Genomic DNA, 15,985 nt, shown 5'->3' with positions numbered 1-15,985 from the left:
CTTAGCCTTTTTTGACCGTATCTTTAGGCATATCTTCTTTATTTTCCTTTTTTTCTTCCTTTCCAAAATTCTTAGGATAAACCCAGCCTTTAAAAAACAATTCCAGATTTCTGGGGCTACCATTGGTGCGTAGACGGATCATTTTATTCTGGGGCCCCAGTTTGTCTTTGCTATCGAATACGGCTTTGATGTCTATGCTTTTGCCGGGAGGAATAGGGGTTCGGGGAAATTCTACCATGGTACAGCCACAACCGACTTCAAAATCTACAATTCGTAAATCTCCGGTTCCGCGGTTGATAAGTTTGAACGTATGATCGATTCTAACTCCTTCATCTATGGAACCAAAGTCATGAATGCTTTGGTTAAGTTTTCCACGAGGGATACCTTTAGGCGCTTCCTTTTTCTTTTCTACAATAGGACCACTGAACTTTTCTTCCTCATTTTCTGCTTCTACTTCTTCCGGCTTATCTGTAGAAGAACTATCTCCTTCCCAGCCCCAATCTTCTTCAAAAGAAGCTTCCTGACTATCACTAACTTTCTCTGCAAAAAGATTTTCCAGATGTCCTACTTCTATAGAAGAAGCCAAAGGGTCTACGGGCCCCAGATAGGTTTGTGTATACCAAATGGCAGCATAGAGACTGAGTCCCAGAAAAATGGATACAGATAATGTAAATAGGAAAACCCTCATAATTAGCTTCAAGTATCCGCCGGATAGATCTTATTCTATATATAAGATAGTCAAAAACGGCCAATAATTGTCGTTTTGACGGATGAAAAGCAAAAAAGCCACCCCGAAGGGTAGCTTTTTTTTCTTTCAGTGGGTGGCTAATGGGACTCGAACCCACGACCCCCAGAACCACAATCTGGTGCTCTAACCACCTGAGCTATAGCCACCGTAAAGAACCGGATTGCAAATATAGGAGTTTGTTTTATTTTCGCAAAAGGATTTTGTGAAGTATTCATGTGTTGGAGTATTGGTGCGTTGACCTTAAATCAAATGATAACTCTAACACGCTAACACGCTAAAACTCCAATACGTTCTATTTCCTCACCACTACAAAATCACTGATCCCGCGGAAGCTGGTTTTTGCCTCCATTATTTCGAATCCGGTATTACGGATGATTGATAAAAACTCTTCATGACTATGGAGCCAGTATTCTCCAGACTGTTGTTTTTTGCGGATATATGCATTTTGCTTGCTGACCTCTTTGCCGGAACGCATGATCTCTACGGATTTTTTCCATCCATAAGTTGTCAATAGATGCCAACCGATAGCGATTTGCCATTCCAGAACCTTTACTTTCCGTCCGGCATCTACTAATACAGCCTGACCTCCAGGTTTGAGCCATCGATAGATTTGGCGTATCATATGTTCAGGATCTTTGAAAGTATACAGAGCATGTATACAGGTACAGCCCTGCACAGAATTCTCAGAAAGCTTTACATCTTCTGCATAGCAGGGAAGAATGCTCACATTCTCAATTCCCTTTTCTTTCATTTTTTCTCGGGTTCGCATATTCATACCTTCATTGGGTTCGATATGAAGGACCTGTGCTTCCGGATAGAATTTTGAAAGGGGAAGAGAATAGTTGCCGGTGCCGGCGCCGAGGTCGACGATGAGGTCGTCCCCGGCGATGTCCCAGCCCCGGCAGGTCTTGAGGATGTCTTCCTGCAGTTTTTGATAAAAAGGATTATAGCTCAGGAGCAGGTCATAGCTTTTCGCATAGACGGACCAGTCCAGGCCTTGTTCTTGCTTGATCATTTGGATAATAAAATGTGTTTTTCAAAAAGAGGCTTTAGTAGGCCTCGGTTGTCAGGAGGGCACGATAACGCGCCACTTCCTCTTCTGTGTAAGGCGGCATCCCTTTACTCAATGCCACTTCCATACTCTTCCCACGAGTAGCGGACAGCAAAGTAACCTCCGTATCAAAATCGGAGAGGGGTACCATCCCTGAGATTTGCTCAAAACCCAGCATCCGTTCGTAAAAAGGGATGTGTTTTGGGCGAACCATGGTAATGATATGCGAACAGCCTTCTATTAAAGAGGCGATCGCATGCGCCTTGAACAACAGGATCTGGGCGTAGATGGATTTCCGGCCTTTGAAGTCCGGATCCACTACATAGCGATTGGACTCCAGGAGTCGACTGTCAATGCCCATATGGGCATCAATGTCCGCGCTGCAGTATTTGGTGCTCTCAATCGTACGCCAATTGTATCGGTCAGACCAGATACAACTTCTTACGCTGGCGACCGGCTTGTCTTCGTACCAGATCAGGTGTACACGGGTATTGGGTTGGAAATCCAGTCCATCATAAAAGAGTTCGTATTGCTCATCCATGACTACAGTATCTTCCAGATTGCCATAGGCTTTGTAGCGGAGTTCGAAAACGTGTCGGAGACTTTCTTTGTCTTGACAAAGCTGGGCACGGAAGCCCTGGTTTTCAAAAATAAATCCCTCCAGATGGTTAATGATCTTTCTATGTTTCATAGTATGGGTATTGTGCTTATTGTGATTTCGGATAAAGAAGGAGAGAAGTCCTTATATGGGTTATGCTCATTTACATATACGGAATAAGGACTTCTCATGTTGACATTAATTTGATAAATTTCCCTTAGCTGCTACAGAGGGATTTACCCCGTATTTTTTTCTGAAGCAGCGCGCAAAATAGGAGAGATGGTTGAAGCCGCAGTCGAAACAGGCAGCTGTTACACAGTATTCTCCCGAAATGAGTAGCTTGAAAGCTTCTTCTAGCCTTCTATCCCTGATGAGATTGGCCGGTGAAGCTAACTGAGCTTCTTTGGTCTTTCTGTACAATTGTACACGGCTTACACAGAGTTCGTCTGCCAGCCGGTGGGCATTGAAATCCGGTTTGAGGTAGTTTTCTTCTACGCTCTGCTGAATTTTTTTGATAAAATTCAGGCGTACCGAATCCTCTTGCCCGTTGTTGGAAACAGGACTATTAAACATACGACGCTAAGTTTAAGGGGCTAGCCACAAGGGCTATCCGAAATTACAACAAGTGATAATAACTCTGTTAGGGATGTATAATAAAAGTACGGCTTGGCAGATACTTATCCAATTGAAAACAAGCCTAATTTAGATGAAAATTTTTCAGTTTGTTAATTGTGTTTCCTAATATTGATTTGTTAACATTCTAATAATTAATAATTTATGAATAAATTATTTTATTTTTGTTAGATGAATTTTTTTGTACCTTTTTGCTGATTGCCACATTTCGCAGGATATTTTTGCTTCAGGAAACAAAAAAATGCCGAATAGTCGAAGAAAAATTTGGGATCTCTACGATCTTTTGTCAGAAAAAGAAGTGAACGTTTGTCATGCCTGGATCACAGCAAGTGTTGGAGGAAAGGATGCCATGGTCTCTAAACTCTTCCGTGCCATGCAAAGAAATCGGGAAGATGAGCTAATCTGGAAAAAGCTGTACGGCACAGAAGTCTATAATGACAACCGCTTACGCAACCTCTTCCACGAATTGGGCAAATACCTGGAGGACTACATTGCCTTCCAGCAATTTCGCAAAGCCCCTTTCTTACGCGACCTCTATCTCATCAAAGGAATCAATCGTCGAGGCCTGGCAGAAAGCTTTCGCTACTTCTTCCGCAAAGTCAAGCAGCGTTGGGAGAGGCAGCCGATCCGAAATAGTCGCTATTATTGGGCGCTTTATGAATTGGAGGGGGAGAATTTTCACCATGCGAGTAAATTTCCGAGAAAGGAGAAGTTGGATTACTTCCGGGATGTGGAGGGCAATTTGGAGCGGGCCTTGAACTTGGAGTTGTTGAGGAATGCTCTCCTATCTCAAAGAAAAAATAATAAAGAACAATTCGCCAATCTATTTAACTATGAATTTGAAGCCAGGAATTTTAGATACAGCTCTAATACTTTAGAAGCATTGTATAAAGACCTATACAGATTTCGATATGATGACATTGAAATATCTGATTCATTTCTTAATCGTTTTGAAAATATTTGGGAGCATAGACAAGATTTGAGTTATTCAATATGCGAGGTTGGAGATAAAGCGGAATATTTAAATTTTGCGTTTATCGTTCTAAATAAGTTCACTAGGATCAATAATGAACGATTAGATAGGGATTATAAAAAGAAGCAGTTTCAATTTTACAATTGGCTAATTTCTAATGAACTCTTAAGCGTAGAGGGTAGGTTGCCTTATATTCATTTTAAAAACGTAATAACGTTAGGCCTAAAGTTGGAGTATTGGGATGAGGTAGAGCATATGATAAATGTTTATGGAAGGCTTCTCCCAACCGGGATTAAAGAAGAGTCTTTAAATTTGGCTAAAGGACGATATTTTTTCTATCAAAAAAGATTTCAAGAAGCATTGCCTTTCTTCTTGTTGTCCTATGGGAATTTTAGTGAATACATAGTTGCTCGATTCTATTTGTTACAGACTCATTATGAATTAGGTAAACTTGAGGATTTACAATATCAATTGAGCCTTTTAAAGACTGCTATTAAAAACAGAGCAAAAAAGCTGGGGCCTGCGAGATTGGAAAGGAACCTTCTGAGAATTTACTTTTTTGAAAAATTGTGCAAGGCTAAATTGGCAGAAGAATATGAATCATTAAAAGAAAATATTTTGGAGAAAAGGAAAATAGCATCACCTGAATGGCTAATTGAAAAATGTGATGAAAATATAGAATGGATGACTTTGAATAAGAGTTAGACTCAAACCTAGTGTCACCCTGAGCCCCGTCGAAGGGCCTACGGCTTTACCTTCCTCCTTTACCAAGCTCATATGAAGACCGTGGAAAAGAGGTGGCTGCGAAGATTTAGGTCCTTCACTATGCTCAGGATGACACATATTGCGAAAATCCCCAGAATCTCTAAAGACGCTGGGGATTTATTATTGAGTTTATCGACTGCTTATGGAGAATAAATCAAGGTTTCAGTTACAGTTCCCCCTGACATAGAAAGATTTAGGTAATAGGTACCAGGATCCAAAGGCTCAATGATGAACTTATCTGGTACAGAATAAACATTTCTTTCCCAAACCTGTACACCATTTTCATCCATTAGCTCCATATATTCCAAACCTTCATTGTTTGATACTTGAATGGTCAAATGGTAAGAAAATGGATTTGGGAAAACATTTGCAGTTGTTGCTTCATCAGTAGCTATCTTCTCGATTTTTACTAAATGAAAACTTTTTTCTGACGAGGAGTTTGCGGCTGCATCTAACTCTTCCAATTCAACTACGATCTGCCCATTCACCTCCTGCGAAGCAAAAGCAACAATCAACAGCAAAAACATGAAAGCCATTTTGGAAAAAATAGGGCATAGCTCTCCCAGCCCTTTGTAAGAAAAGGTTTGTGTTAACATCTCTCTTGGGTTAATTACGTTTAGCGATGGCGCCAACCGGACACAGAAAAGCCTGTAGCCGAAGGCATGAAATTGATGGGTAGCTAAATGTTAATAGTAGAAAGGGCCTCGCCTCCGGAGAGAAGCGATGCCTACAGTATTCTTGGAATTTTTAGGGTATGGGTATTCGGCATTGCTTCTATTCCTGACGACTGAGGTGCTTTCATATAGTAGTGGGAGAGAGTTATATTTTCTAAATGGATTTATGGGATTTTTTTCTTCTTCTGACTTTTTGGCGGCAAAAAGTCAGCAAAAACCGCAAAAATTCTAAAGCCGCCCCACAATCCGGCCCCGAACACCGAATTTTTGTTGCCGACTCGCTTTAGTGTTTACAGGATTAGAGGGTTCCTCAACACCAACACAGCCGTACGCCAACACGTTTTTCCAGAATTAAGGAAGAAAAAGAGAAGGGTTCATGTATTCTTGTGTTCTGGTGTTCTAGTTAAGATAAGGCTATATGCCACCAGAATATATGAACACGAGAACACCAGAACACGTCTTCTCAAAAAAGCAAATAGCCTTCCGAAGGAAGGCTATCGCAGCATAACAGGACGGTAACGCTGATATGCTTTGTTTGGGTTTGTGCTTGTACATGAATAAACGTTGTGCTGCGAAATGTATTGTGTGTTTACAAAGAAATACCTCTTTTCATAATTTCGTCAAAGTAGTACAAACTTACAATTTATTTTATTCCTGGGGGAGTGAGAGATTCTGACTCTTGTCTTAAGGCTGAGTTGACAGACTTACAGGTATAAAGTGGCACCCTGGACTAAGCTTAGCAATCATTAACCCAAACCTCCTAAAAAACATAGGGACAGATGGATCACCCGCCCCTATTTGACCAAATTAGATTCGAAGAACTTAATAGACTTTCTTCACCTTTTTATTCTTTGTGGGGGGATTTTTCATGACAAATTTATGCTCATCCAGCAACTGAAGCAGGTCAAAGGCACTGATGATACCTACCAATTCCTGTTCATGTGTAACCAGCAAATGATGAAATTTATGTTTGCGCATGACTTTGGCTGCAACGGAGATATCGTTGTAGGCTGGGACTTTGTATATATGACCAGATAAAAGTGTACTGACCGGAGAGGCATCATTGAGATCGGGTCGACTTAGGTCATTAGAGGTGACAATTCCTATAGGTTCATTGTCCGAATTGACTACTGGCACCGAACTGATTCGGTTTTTTTGCATGATATCGCGTAAGTGGCCGATGGATTTGTGAGCTTGTGTGGTAACGACATTTTTGACCATAAGGTCAGCTATTTTTAATTTCATAATCCTTTGTTTGAGCCTAAGGTAGTCCTTGAATATAGGTCTATGAATGAGTTTTTATGCTTGCCATACTGACTTTTGTTTTCCCATTTGATATGAGTCTTTTATAGCTTGAGAATATTGCGAATCCAATTTGCCTGAACGAGCTATATCTACCACTAATCCCATTCTTATCGAAAACTCTATTCTTCATATCAGGCCTCGCTTTGAAATACCCGTCTCTTATTCAAAAGAGGAGATTCTGACAAAAATCACGGGCATGCTCGAAGGGGATCATCCACATCTCAGTGGGAAGATCGTTGATAATCATATCATCCTGGACATCGTTGAGGATGAGTTACATTATTGGTCGCCTCATCTCGATTTTCGGGTCGAAGAAGATGAATGGCATCCTGATCAGGTTTTTCTCAGAGGATTGATTGGACCCCGACCTGCAGTCTGGACGATGTTTATGTTTATTTATTTTACGATAGGGCTCATTGGATTTGCGATATCTTCATACGGCATTTCCAAATGGATGCTAGGGGAAATTACCCTATACCTTTGGGCTTTCCCTCTGGCAATTCTCATTATGCTGACGGCTTATCTGGCGGGCAAGTATGGGGAGTCTTTGGGGAAAGATCAGACTGAGGTCCTGAAACAATTTATTCGCGATGCGATTAATCCGTAGTAGATATTTAACCGCCCCCTCATCCTGAGCGAGAGCGAAAGACCTATTTATTTCATCCAGCTCCTTCCCTCAACTAGGCTCGGGCTGACGCGCTTGTTTTAAGATAGATTTACAGCTAGAGATCCCCGCTCTTGTATTAAGGCCGGGATGACAGCCTGAATTGAGCTAAGGTACATAATCTGTCATCCCATCATTCCTTTACCAAACTCCTCATCCCCAGACTCCTTCCATTTTCCATGAGCTCAAGCAAATAATATCCTCCAGCCAGCTTACGTATATCCAACTTCCAGTTATTTGCCCCTGGATCTGCCATACGCTGATCTTTGATCAGTATTTTCCCCTGCAAATTCAAAACCTTCACATAAAACATTGATCGCTCTCCAGATTCCCAATGTAGGCTCAATACATCCCTAGCAGGTTGAGGGTAGATAGTAAAAGTCCTTTCGCCTGGATCTCTTTCAACCCACAACTCTCGACTATCCGAATAATCAATACTTCCATCCAAATCAGTCAAACGAATGCGGTAGGTGTTCCTGCCACTTAAGACTTTTACATCCATAAATTTATAGCTCTCAACTCCCTCCGTATTTCCACTTGCTGCTACCATCCCTAAATCTTCAAAACGATCCAAAGCCTCATGTTTTCTTTCCACCGTAAAAAAATGCGTATTGGATTCATGGATTGTTTCCCAGAAGAGTAACACCTGATTATTTGCATTTTTCTCCACCTGAAAATCCAGCCAGCTCAATGGCAAAGGAGTAGCATTAAAGGCAATAGGAGGAACGCAGCTCTGACCTGATTGATATTCCCCAAAGGTATTGATGACTTCGGCTTCAGTTGTGCCAGATGGGTCCGTTCCCTGTACATCATAGGTCGATCCATTGATGATCATCCTGACAGTTCTTGCGTCCGTATTGCTAAAATATCCGCCAAAACCAGCTTTCGCAGTACTGACCACTATATAAACCGGCTGGATACCGGATGCGCAGAAGGAAGCAAAGTCCAGATTATTTGGTGCATCATCAAATCCTTCGCTGCCCAGCGTCCCATTTCCTCCAGCCCCTAAAAAGACCATCATACGGGCCCCCGCAGGAATTTCTCCAAAAGTACCTCCGCTCTGATTGGGGATTTCAAAAATAGTACAGCCAGCTATGGTGTTGAGTTCATCCCGGAGGTTGATGAGCATTTGCCGCTGATTGGCATCATTGACATTGAGCCATTGCAGACAAACATTATCGGTCAAATTACAGGGGGCAGGATTATCTGCTGTTGCTGTTGCCGTACTATTGAAGGTGTAATTGTAATTGGGTTGAGGAGCACCGGAAAGATGATCCACAGATGCCAGGCTCATATCGGCCAGGTCCAAAGGGGTATCTCCATTCAAAACACTGAGGAATTCGTTTTGTGTTTCATTACCACAAGGATTGATAACGCTTTGCAGAATGCGGGCATCCGTACAAGTTGCAGCAATAGTAATTGTACTGGTATTTACACTGGCTACTCCTGAAGCTGATGCCGTAATCGTAAAGCTCTCCGAGCTAAAATTTCGAAAATAGAAGACAGCACATCCATTTTCATCTACACTTTTACTTATACCTCCATTCAAGCCAGCAATCTCCCAGGGACCCACTCCAGAGGAATTGAGACTGATGGCTGGGGCAAAGGCGGGATCATTAAAGCCATTTACCGCATCAAATGCACAAAATTCCACTGCAAAATAATCTGCTTCCGAAATACAGGAAGTCGAGTCGGGCTCCAAACGTCGAATTCGTAATTCAGTCGCTGCAATTGATAAATTATGGTAACCGAGATAGGCCCAGGTATTTTTGATTTCACAGGACCATTCGGAAGAAGGATCGAAAGCATCGCCTGTATCTGTATCTCCAAAATTTATTCCTGCATTTCGGATGAGCGTTTCATCATTGGTACCACAGCCTCCTCCGCTCCATGCTGTCCCAGGGTCTTCTCCCAGCTTTCCGATAAAATCCAGTGTACCGTTATTATTTCTCAATTCAATGGCATCATCTCCGTCAAAGAGGAAATCTCCTTCGGGTTCTGTTTGATCCGCTTGAGCCAGAAAATCTGGCCCCGCATTCTCATTACAGACTACAAAAACATCTCCCGCAGCTAGTATGCCCGTAAGCGGATAAACATCGGTAGGATTAGGGCTTGTAGCTCCATTATCATAAATCAGTAATTCATAAGCCGCAGTCCCGAGGTTGATGTCTGCTCCGGTTGCATTGTAAATTTCGATGCATCGATTGCTGCCACTTCCTTCTACATATTCGGAAATGAATACAGAACCCGGAGCGATGGGTATATTCCCACTCAATTGATCAGGAAGAATTGCATTGGCTGCCCGGACTTCTACAGGTCCACTTATTCCCGGACTAATGAAAAATGTCTTACAGCCCGCTCCCTGAATACCGTCCTGTATGGCAGAACCCGATACCGTAACTTCAGATAGACTAATAGGATCTGTATTTCCAATGGCTACATTCCCGGCAGCATCTGTGGCACATACTTGTAGTTCGTAGGTCTGTCCCGCCACAAAAAAGGCCGGGAGATTCATAAAGCGGAGTTCTGTCGCAGTAATGATGGGACCAAGATCAAGACTTACATTGTCCAGACCCAATTCATCTCTGGAACCTATACCTGATACATCATCCGTTTGCCATTGTAAGGCAAAATTGGTTCCCAGGGGAATGTTCAGGCCTGTAAGAGAAATACCCTTCGGATGAATTTCTATTTGCGGATTGGCATCAGCGGCTTCTATCGAGGTGAAGTCCAATACCGCTTGAGGGGTAAAAACCACATTATCCTCAGAAAAGAGAAAATTGAAACTATTGGCGCGGTTCTGATCATTTAGGACCAGAATATCATAGCTGATATTTAATTCGGTAATAGGGCCGGCTGTATTGTTCTGAATGACAAGGCTAATGGTTCCGGGAGTCATATAGCCTCCTGTAGTTTGAAACCAAAGTCTGGCATCTCCGGCATTATCCAGGGAATAAAATCCCGCAGCAGTTTCCCCACCCGTTGATAGTCCCTGTGAGAGATTGGTGGTCTCAGACAAAAGCCAGGCAGTGGAACTGAGTTGGCCGACAGTTGGTGGATTTCCAAAACCGGAACCATCATAGCCGGTAAAATCGATGTTTAAATTACTACCCGTCATGGATAGTTGAGCGGAACACAAGAGGGGAATGAGAAAGCTTGGTAGCAGGACCCAAAGGCTTTTCATAATGTTGTTTTGCTTGAATTGGTTAGATCTTATTTCGGGCTCATGTGCTTTATATGTTAGACACCAAATTATGGCTCAAGGAAACATTTTAGGGTAGGTAAATAATATTTTCTGATGAAATTTAGGAGATATTTCCTTAATAATCAGGAGATTCCTTCTTTTTTTACTCCCAATTTTCGGAGCATATATGTGATTTTGATTTCAAAATATTCCTCACAAACTTGCACATCCATATACTCAAGCCTCCAAAACCTGAGAACATTTTAACAGATTCTTCCCCCTATGTTTCACTGGAAGTCGATTGTAAATGTGCTGGGAATGTTGATTGCAATCAGCGGCTTTGCGATCCTGTTGTCTCTGCCATTTTCCTATTATTATGATGCACCGATGGATGCGGTGAGCCATCCTATCCACCACAATACTCCTACAGCCATTTTGTATTCTGGTTTGCTGAGCTTGCTTTTTGGAGCAGGCATATGGTTGATCAGTAATCGCTACATCGGTGGGCGAGAAGTAAAGAAGAGAGATGGTTATGTCATCGTTACCCTGGGTTGGTTGGTGATGTCTTTTATTGGTGCAATCCCTTATGTTGCCAGTGGGGCTATTCCGAGTTTTACAGATGCATTTTTTGAAACCATGTCGGGATTTACCACGACGGGGGCAAGTATTCTCGCGGATAATATTGAAGCCTTGCCCAAAGGGCTTCATTTCTGGAGGGCTATGACGCACTGGATCGGGGGTATGGGAATTATTGTATTGACGATTGCCATACTTCCCTTATTGGGGATTGGGGGAATGCAGCTGTATGCGGCAGAGGTTCCCGGACCTACACCGGATAAATTGACGCCGCGTGTAAAGGAGACTGCCAAGCGTTTGTGGCTAGTATATTTTGGTTTAACCATTTTGGAGACCGTTCTTCTGATGCTGGGGGAAATGAATTTCTTCGATGCGATCTGTCATGCCATGGCTACCCTTTCGACCGGAGGATTCTCAACCAGACAAGCCAGTCTGGGAGCTTTTGGAGCCTATAGCCAATACATTGTAATCATCTTTATGTTTCTGGCGGGAATCAACTTTTCCCTTACCTATTTCGCCCTTAGGGGAAAGCCGCTAAAGCTCTGGAAGAATGAGGAATTTCGGGTGTACTTATTTGCGGTTTTGATAATCACAATTGTGGCTAGTTTGATTATTTATTTCCGAAATGGAGAGCCAGGGGAAAAGAGTTTTCGGGATGCTGCGTTTCAAGTAGTTGCAATAATGACAACTACGGGTTTTGGTACGGCTGATTATACTTCCTGGGGGCCATTTTTGCTTATCACTTTCTTTGTACTCATGTTTACCGGGGCATGTGCAGGTTCGACCAGTGGAGGCGTGAAGATGGTACGTTCAGTAGTCGTTATTAAAAATGCTTATCTCGAACTCAAACGTCAGATCCATCCCAAAGCCATTTTACCGGTTCGTTTCAATGGCAAAGGCGTTCAGCAAGACATCGTTTCAAAAATGGTGGTTTTCTTCATGATTTTTTTAGGGATCTACATTTTTGGTTGCTTTGTTATGGCGACTATGGTTGATGATTTTGATACCATCCTGGGTTCTGTAGCTGCTACCCTGGGCAATATCGGTCCGGGGCTGGGGGCGGTAGGTCCCAGCAATTCTCAAAACTTCGCCGCCATCCCCGATTTCGGCAAATGGTTTTTATCCTTCCTCATGTTATTGGGTAGATTGGAACTCTTTACAGTGCTGATGCTTTTCTCTCCATTTTTTTGGTACGAAAAATAACCCACCGCCTCAAGCCCACACTCCCTTCTCCTGATAGGATTAAGGAGTGCGCGCAGGCCAGTAGAGATTTCGGAATGCCAGATGCGGGTCGTTTCCTTCTTGAGGGAAACGGGCTTGCAGCGGAAGGGTCTTGGAGGGGGGCAGAGAGACTTAGTTTGCATACAAAACCGGATTCAATATCCAGTTCTGCTTATTGGGGAGTTCGGCCTTGTAGCGGGTGCCAAAAGGATTTTTGTCTAAATAGTAGTCCGTAGAAATAAATTGAGCACCAGACTTCAGGGCAGCCTGTAATCTCGCCAAATCACCTACCCGGGCTTCCAGGGTGTTTGCATCTGCTCGTGTACGAACCATATACCCCATTTTGACCAAAGACTGAATTGAATCGAGCTGCTGGATCGGATCATTGAAAATGATGAAAGCAGCTGCTGGATCTCCGGGATCGGCATCTATAAACATCACCCTTCCCAGTAGATTGGGATGACCTTTTAAATAGGCAGCTCGCTTTTCGGGACCTTCATCCAACACGAATAGAAACTTTCCTCGACTTTCTTCCAGTTTTGGCCAATTCCCAGCCAGTGCAGCTTCCTCCAGGGTCGCATAGCCTCCCCGAATATCGTCCGGTTTGATAATGCGGTCTTCATGGATAATGCTTTTTATTTCTGCATCCAGAGAGTCAAATGCGCTGGGACTAAAGCCCAAAGGTCTGACAAATCCCGCTCGATTGATGACATCGGTTTTTGCGTTGAAAGATATGGCTATGGGTAAATGATCCGGATGCGCATCCGACCAGGTTTTAATCTCCTGCAAACAATCTTTCAAACGAAGGCAATTGGAACGGAAGTCCAGATCCTGAACATGTAAAACCTTAAAACCCGGTTGATACATCACACTATCGGGATCATAGCTTTGAGGTTCGATGCCTTGTTCTCGTAGAAGGGAAAGTCCTAAAGGATTCGCAAAACGGCCCCCTGCAGGATCATGAACGATATCGAGTTCTAGTTTGCGTAGCCCTAAATCCAATTGTTTCTCGATCTTCACATGGGAATAATCGAGGGCGAAGAAAGTGGCTGAATCCTCTTTCATCAAAATTTTCATCAGTGCCGGCTCTATAGCAGTTTTGTAACTGTTATGGCTGCCGATCACCTGGATCTCATTGATCCGGAGGTCTTGTTTGGGTTTTGGAGACCTCATACTATTTTCCCGCCCACAGCTCATCAAGAGGATGAGAAGCAGGGGGATCATTAGCTTCTCCATACTTAAATATCGGAAAAAAGCTTTAATCAAAAAGCTCCGCAGCCCAAAGATATACAGTTTTTTCTACAGGATGCACCACAACCGGCAGATCCAGAACGCTAATTCCTCTGAGAATCAGCTTGTTCTCAAATCCTTTAAAAAGATATAAAGCTGGATCATCTCCATTTTCATATAGATAGGATTCCAGGGGAATTCTCATTTGATCGAAGCCAAACCAATTATCCGCATCGAAACCGTAAAACCATACCGCCCAGGCATAAGCTCCCTGAAAAGCGGTAAAGAATTTCTCGATATAGGCTGAATCAATCTGCGCTCGTGCCTTTGCCAGATCTTTCTCTGCAACATTCTTTCTGCTCGCCAGGTGCTCAATATGAGAAGCTACAAGTTTCCGAAGACTCGCTTCATCTGCAGTTTGCTCCTGAAACTCCTGATCATCCGAAAAAGTGATGGCATGGTAGGTGAAAGGGAAGTTTTCATAGAGGATGGGTTTCGATTCTATCACATAGCGTAAATGTTCTGCTGATGAAATAGAAAAGGTATCCACCAGGTCTTCAAATTTATCTTGCCCAAATCCTTTGATGCCATTGAGTTGGGAAAGTTCGGTGAAGCGCCAGCGAGGAAGTTCTTTTCTACGCTTTATAATTCTCCCTGCGACTACCGGACCGATCCCATAATCTTTGGTCTCTCCTTCTTCTTTGATGAGGGCTTTGTTGAGAATGTCCTGTGGCCTGAAAGCCTGGTTAAGGAATTTCAGAATGGCATCTGCAGTTTGTTCTGAAACCTTTGAAAAATCGAGTTGTCCCATTATTCCTGTTTGTGTATTTCTATTCCTTTAAGATAAGGACATATTGAAGGGAGAACAAGGACGGGGAGATGTTCAGGTGTTCTTGTATTCAAGTGTTCTTGGAGAGGGATGAGACTATCCGCTTGCTTCAATCCCCAAACGCCAACACACTAGTACACTAACACTCCAACACGTCTTTTAAGTATGAACCCCCGGCATCCCTTTTCCCCAATGCTTTACTACCTTCAAAATTGGAATTTCCTTTATGACAAAATGAATGTGGAGCAAAAGAGAAATCAATAAATACATGAGCATAAAGAGATTGAGTTCCGGAATCTGGAACCATTCCCCGAAATAAAAAAGAAGTCCCATGCCAAAGATAAATCGAACTACCTCTGCCCAGATCGAAGTTTTTTCCAGATCCATCAAACTTGAATAGCTGTAGATCCCTAAAAAGATAAAACCTCCATAAAGCAAAAGATTGGGGAAACCGATTTCTGCGTAGAAGAACAGCAGATGGACGAGCATAAGATTGGCCATGATGCATTGCAACCAGGCCCAGGCTTTTAAGCCCGTAAAAAGATCGGTATCATATTTCTCCAGGCTATGCTGATTTGCAGACCTTACCGGAAATTTTTCTGCCACATCTCTCGGTCTCCATCCCGTTGGCATAAACCAAATCCTGAGCTTGTCCCGGTAACTTTTGCAATGCCATGCATCCTTTATCATGAGACTGAGGTGAGAGAAATTGAGTCTAACTGGATTCCAGCTATTGACCTGCCTCTTGCTGCCATAAACGGGTGGCTCTTCCTCCAGTTCTTCCTGAAAGGTTCCAAACAGACGATCCCAGATGCAAAAGACGCCGGAAAGGTTTTTGTCCAGATAGATATCATTAAGGGCATGATGAACCCTATGTTGGGAGGGAGTAACAAGGATATATTCCAGAATCCCGAGTTTTCCAATATGAGCCGTGTGAATCCAGAACTGCAAGAGAAAATGCAATGGTGTCAGTACAGCGATCACTTCACTGGGAACTCCTAGTAAAGCTGCAGGGAACATAAAGAAGAAAAATATGCTCACAATTTCAGAGATCGGCTGACGGAGGGCTACGGATAGGTTGTACTCTTCGCTGGCATGATGAACGACATGTTTGTTCCAGAAGAAATTGACTTCATGCATCAGTCTGTGACTCCAGTAAGTTGCAAAGTCGAGGGCGAGAAAGGCCAGGACATAAAGCAGCCAATTGATTTCCAATTGTACTACCGCCAGATGTTCCAGCAGTACATCGTATCCAATGACAAAAAAGGTGAGGCCCAAAACGCTCTTCAGGCTATTGGTGATACCGGCGCTAATGCTGGCGATGGTATCAAAACTTCTGAATGCCTGGGTTCCTTTTTTCCAGGAGTAAATGCTTTCCAGAATGATGAAGAAGTAAAGGACAGGGATGGCAAATAATAATACCTGGGCGTATGCCGCCATTTGTGTTTCCATGATGTTGAGCTTTTATAAGATGTGTATGCTCAAAATAACGGATTCTGGGGAAGTTGGTTCTAGTATATAGGGGAAAAAATAA

The 15,985-nt window shown here is 43.0% G+C and carries 13 protein-coding genes and 1 tRNA gene; 3 read left to right on the top strand and 11 right to left on the bottom strand.

The window, feature by feature from the left end; genetic code table 11:
• Nucleotide 1: 1 nt before the first annotated feature.
• The 5 genes from R8P61_18475 to R8P61_18455 all read right to left on the bottom strand — a co-directional run bounded on the left by R8P61_18475 (nucleotide 2) and on the right by R8P61_18455 (nucleotide 2,970).
• Entirely contained in the window at nucleotides 2-688 is a 687-nt protein-coding gene (locus R8P61_18475; protein ID MDW3649062.1) for a DUF1573 domain-containing protein, read from the bottom strand.
• Nucleotides 689-820: 132 nt separating this feature from the next.
• Nucleotides 821-894 (bottom strand) — tRNA-His (locus R8P61_18470).
• A 146-nt stretch (nucleotides 895-1,040) separates the two neighbouring features.
• Nucleotides 1,041-1,763, bottom strand: a complete 723-nt coding sequence (locus tag R8P61_18465; GenBank protein MDW3649061.1) for a methyltransferase domain-containing protein — start codon at nucleotides 1,761-1,763, stop codon at nucleotides 1,041-1,043.
• Between the two features lie 34 nt (nucleotides 1,764-1,797).
• Nucleotides 1,798-2,490 carry a hypothetical protein gene (locus R8P61_18460; GenBank protein ID MDW3649060.1) on the bottom strand — a complete coding sequence of 231 codons (693 nt, stop codon included), beginning with the start codon at nucleotides 2,488-2,490 and terminating at the stop codon, nucleotides 1,798-1,800.
• A 105-nt stretch (nucleotides 2,491-2,595) separates the two neighbouring features.
• Nucleotides 2,596-2,970 carry a helix-turn-helix transcriptional regulator gene (locus R8P61_18455; protein ID MDW3649059.1) on the bottom strand — a complete coding sequence of 125 codons (375 nt, stop codon included), beginning with the start codon at nucleotides 2,968-2,970 and terminating at the stop codon, nucleotides 2,596-2,598.
• 301 nt (nucleotides 2,971-3,271) lie between these two features.
• Between R8P61_18455 and R8P61_18450 the strand changes: the two genes are divergently transcribed.
• Nucleotides 3,272-4,708: a hypothetical protein gene (locus R8P61_18450; GenBank protein ID MDW3649058.1), complete on the top strand. Its 1,437-nt coding sequence runs from the start codon at nucleotides 3,272-3,274 to the stop codon at nucleotides 4,706-4,708.
• Between the two features lie 200 nt (nucleotides 4,709-4,908).
• On the opposite strand, the gene R8P61_18445 is transcribed toward R8P61_18450, so the two are convergent.
• Together R8P61_18445 and R8P61_18440 are read right to left on the bottom strand one after the other, a co-directional pair.
• Nucleotides 4,909-5,364: a T9SS type A sorting domain-containing protein gene (locus R8P61_18445; GenBank protein ID MDW3649057.1), complete on the bottom strand. Its 456-nt coding sequence runs from the start codon at nucleotides 5,362-5,364 to the stop codon at nucleotides 4,909-4,911.
• 900 nt (nucleotides 5,365-6,264) lie between these two features.
• Nucleotides 6,265-6,687, bottom strand: coding sequence for a CBS domain-containing protein (locus R8P61_18440; protein ID MDW3649056.1), 423 nt, complete (start codon nucleotides 6,685-6,687; stop codon nucleotides 6,265-6,267).
• A gap of 130 nt (nucleotides 6,688-6,817) precedes the next feature.
• Here R8P61_18440 and R8P61_18435 point away from each other — a divergent pair, with 130 nt between their 5' ends.
• Entirely contained in the window at nucleotides 6,818-7,354 is a 537-nt protein-coding gene (locus R8P61_18435; GenBank protein MDW3649055.1) for a hypothetical protein, read from the top strand.
• A 190-nt stretch (nucleotides 7,355-7,544) separates the two neighbouring features.
• On the opposite strand, the gene R8P61_18430 is transcribed toward R8P61_18435, so the two are convergent.
• Nucleotides 7,545-10,595, bottom strand: coding sequence for a lamin tail domain-containing protein (locus tag R8P61_18430; GenBank protein ID MDW3649054.1), 3,051 nt, complete (start codon nucleotides 10,593-10,595; stop codon nucleotides 7,545-7,547).
• Between the two features lie 282 nt (nucleotides 10,596-10,877).
• On the opposite strand from R8P61_18430, the gene R8P61_18425 reads away from it, so the two are divergent.
• A complete protein-coding gene (locus R8P61_18425; protein ID MDW3649053.1) occupies nucleotides 10,878-12,374 on the top strand; it encodes a TrkH family potassium uptake protein in 1,497 nt (498 codons plus the stop codon).
• Between the two features lie 150 nt (nucleotides 12,375-12,524).
• On the opposite strand, the gene R8P61_18420 is transcribed toward R8P61_18425, so the two are convergent.
• The 3 genes from R8P61_18420 to R8P61_18410 all read right to left on the bottom strand — a co-directional run bounded on the left by R8P61_18420 (nucleotide 12,525) and on the right by R8P61_18410 (nucleotide 15,903).
• Nucleotides 12,525-13,565 carry a phosphatidylinositol-specific phospholipase C1-like protein gene (locus R8P61_18420; protein MDW3649052.1) on the bottom strand — a complete coding sequence of 347 codons (1,041 nt, stop codon included), beginning with the start codon at nucleotides 13,563-13,565 and terminating at the stop codon, nucleotides 12,525-12,527.
• Between the two features lie 85 nt (nucleotides 13,566-13,650).
• Nucleotides 13,651-14,433 (bottom strand): hypothetical protein, encoded by a 783-nt coding sequence (locus tag R8P61_18415; protein ID MDW3649051.1) that lies wholly within the window; start codon nucleotides 14,431-14,433, stop codon nucleotides 13,651-13,653.
• A 177-nt stretch (nucleotides 14,434-14,610) separates the two neighbouring features.
• A complete protein-coding gene (locus R8P61_18410) occupies nucleotides 14,611-15,903 on the bottom strand; it encodes a sterol desaturase family protein (protein MDW3649050.1) in 1,293 nt (430 codons plus the stop codon).
• Nucleotides 15,904-15,985 lie beyond the last annotated feature (82 nt).

Source organism: Bacteroidia bacterium (genome assembly GCA_033391075.1).
In the GTDB taxonomy this organism is placed as follows: domain Bacteria; phylum Bacteroidota; class Bacteroidia; order J057; family J057; genus JAWPMV01.
This window is presented reverse-complemented; position numbering and strand designations above follow the sequence as displayed.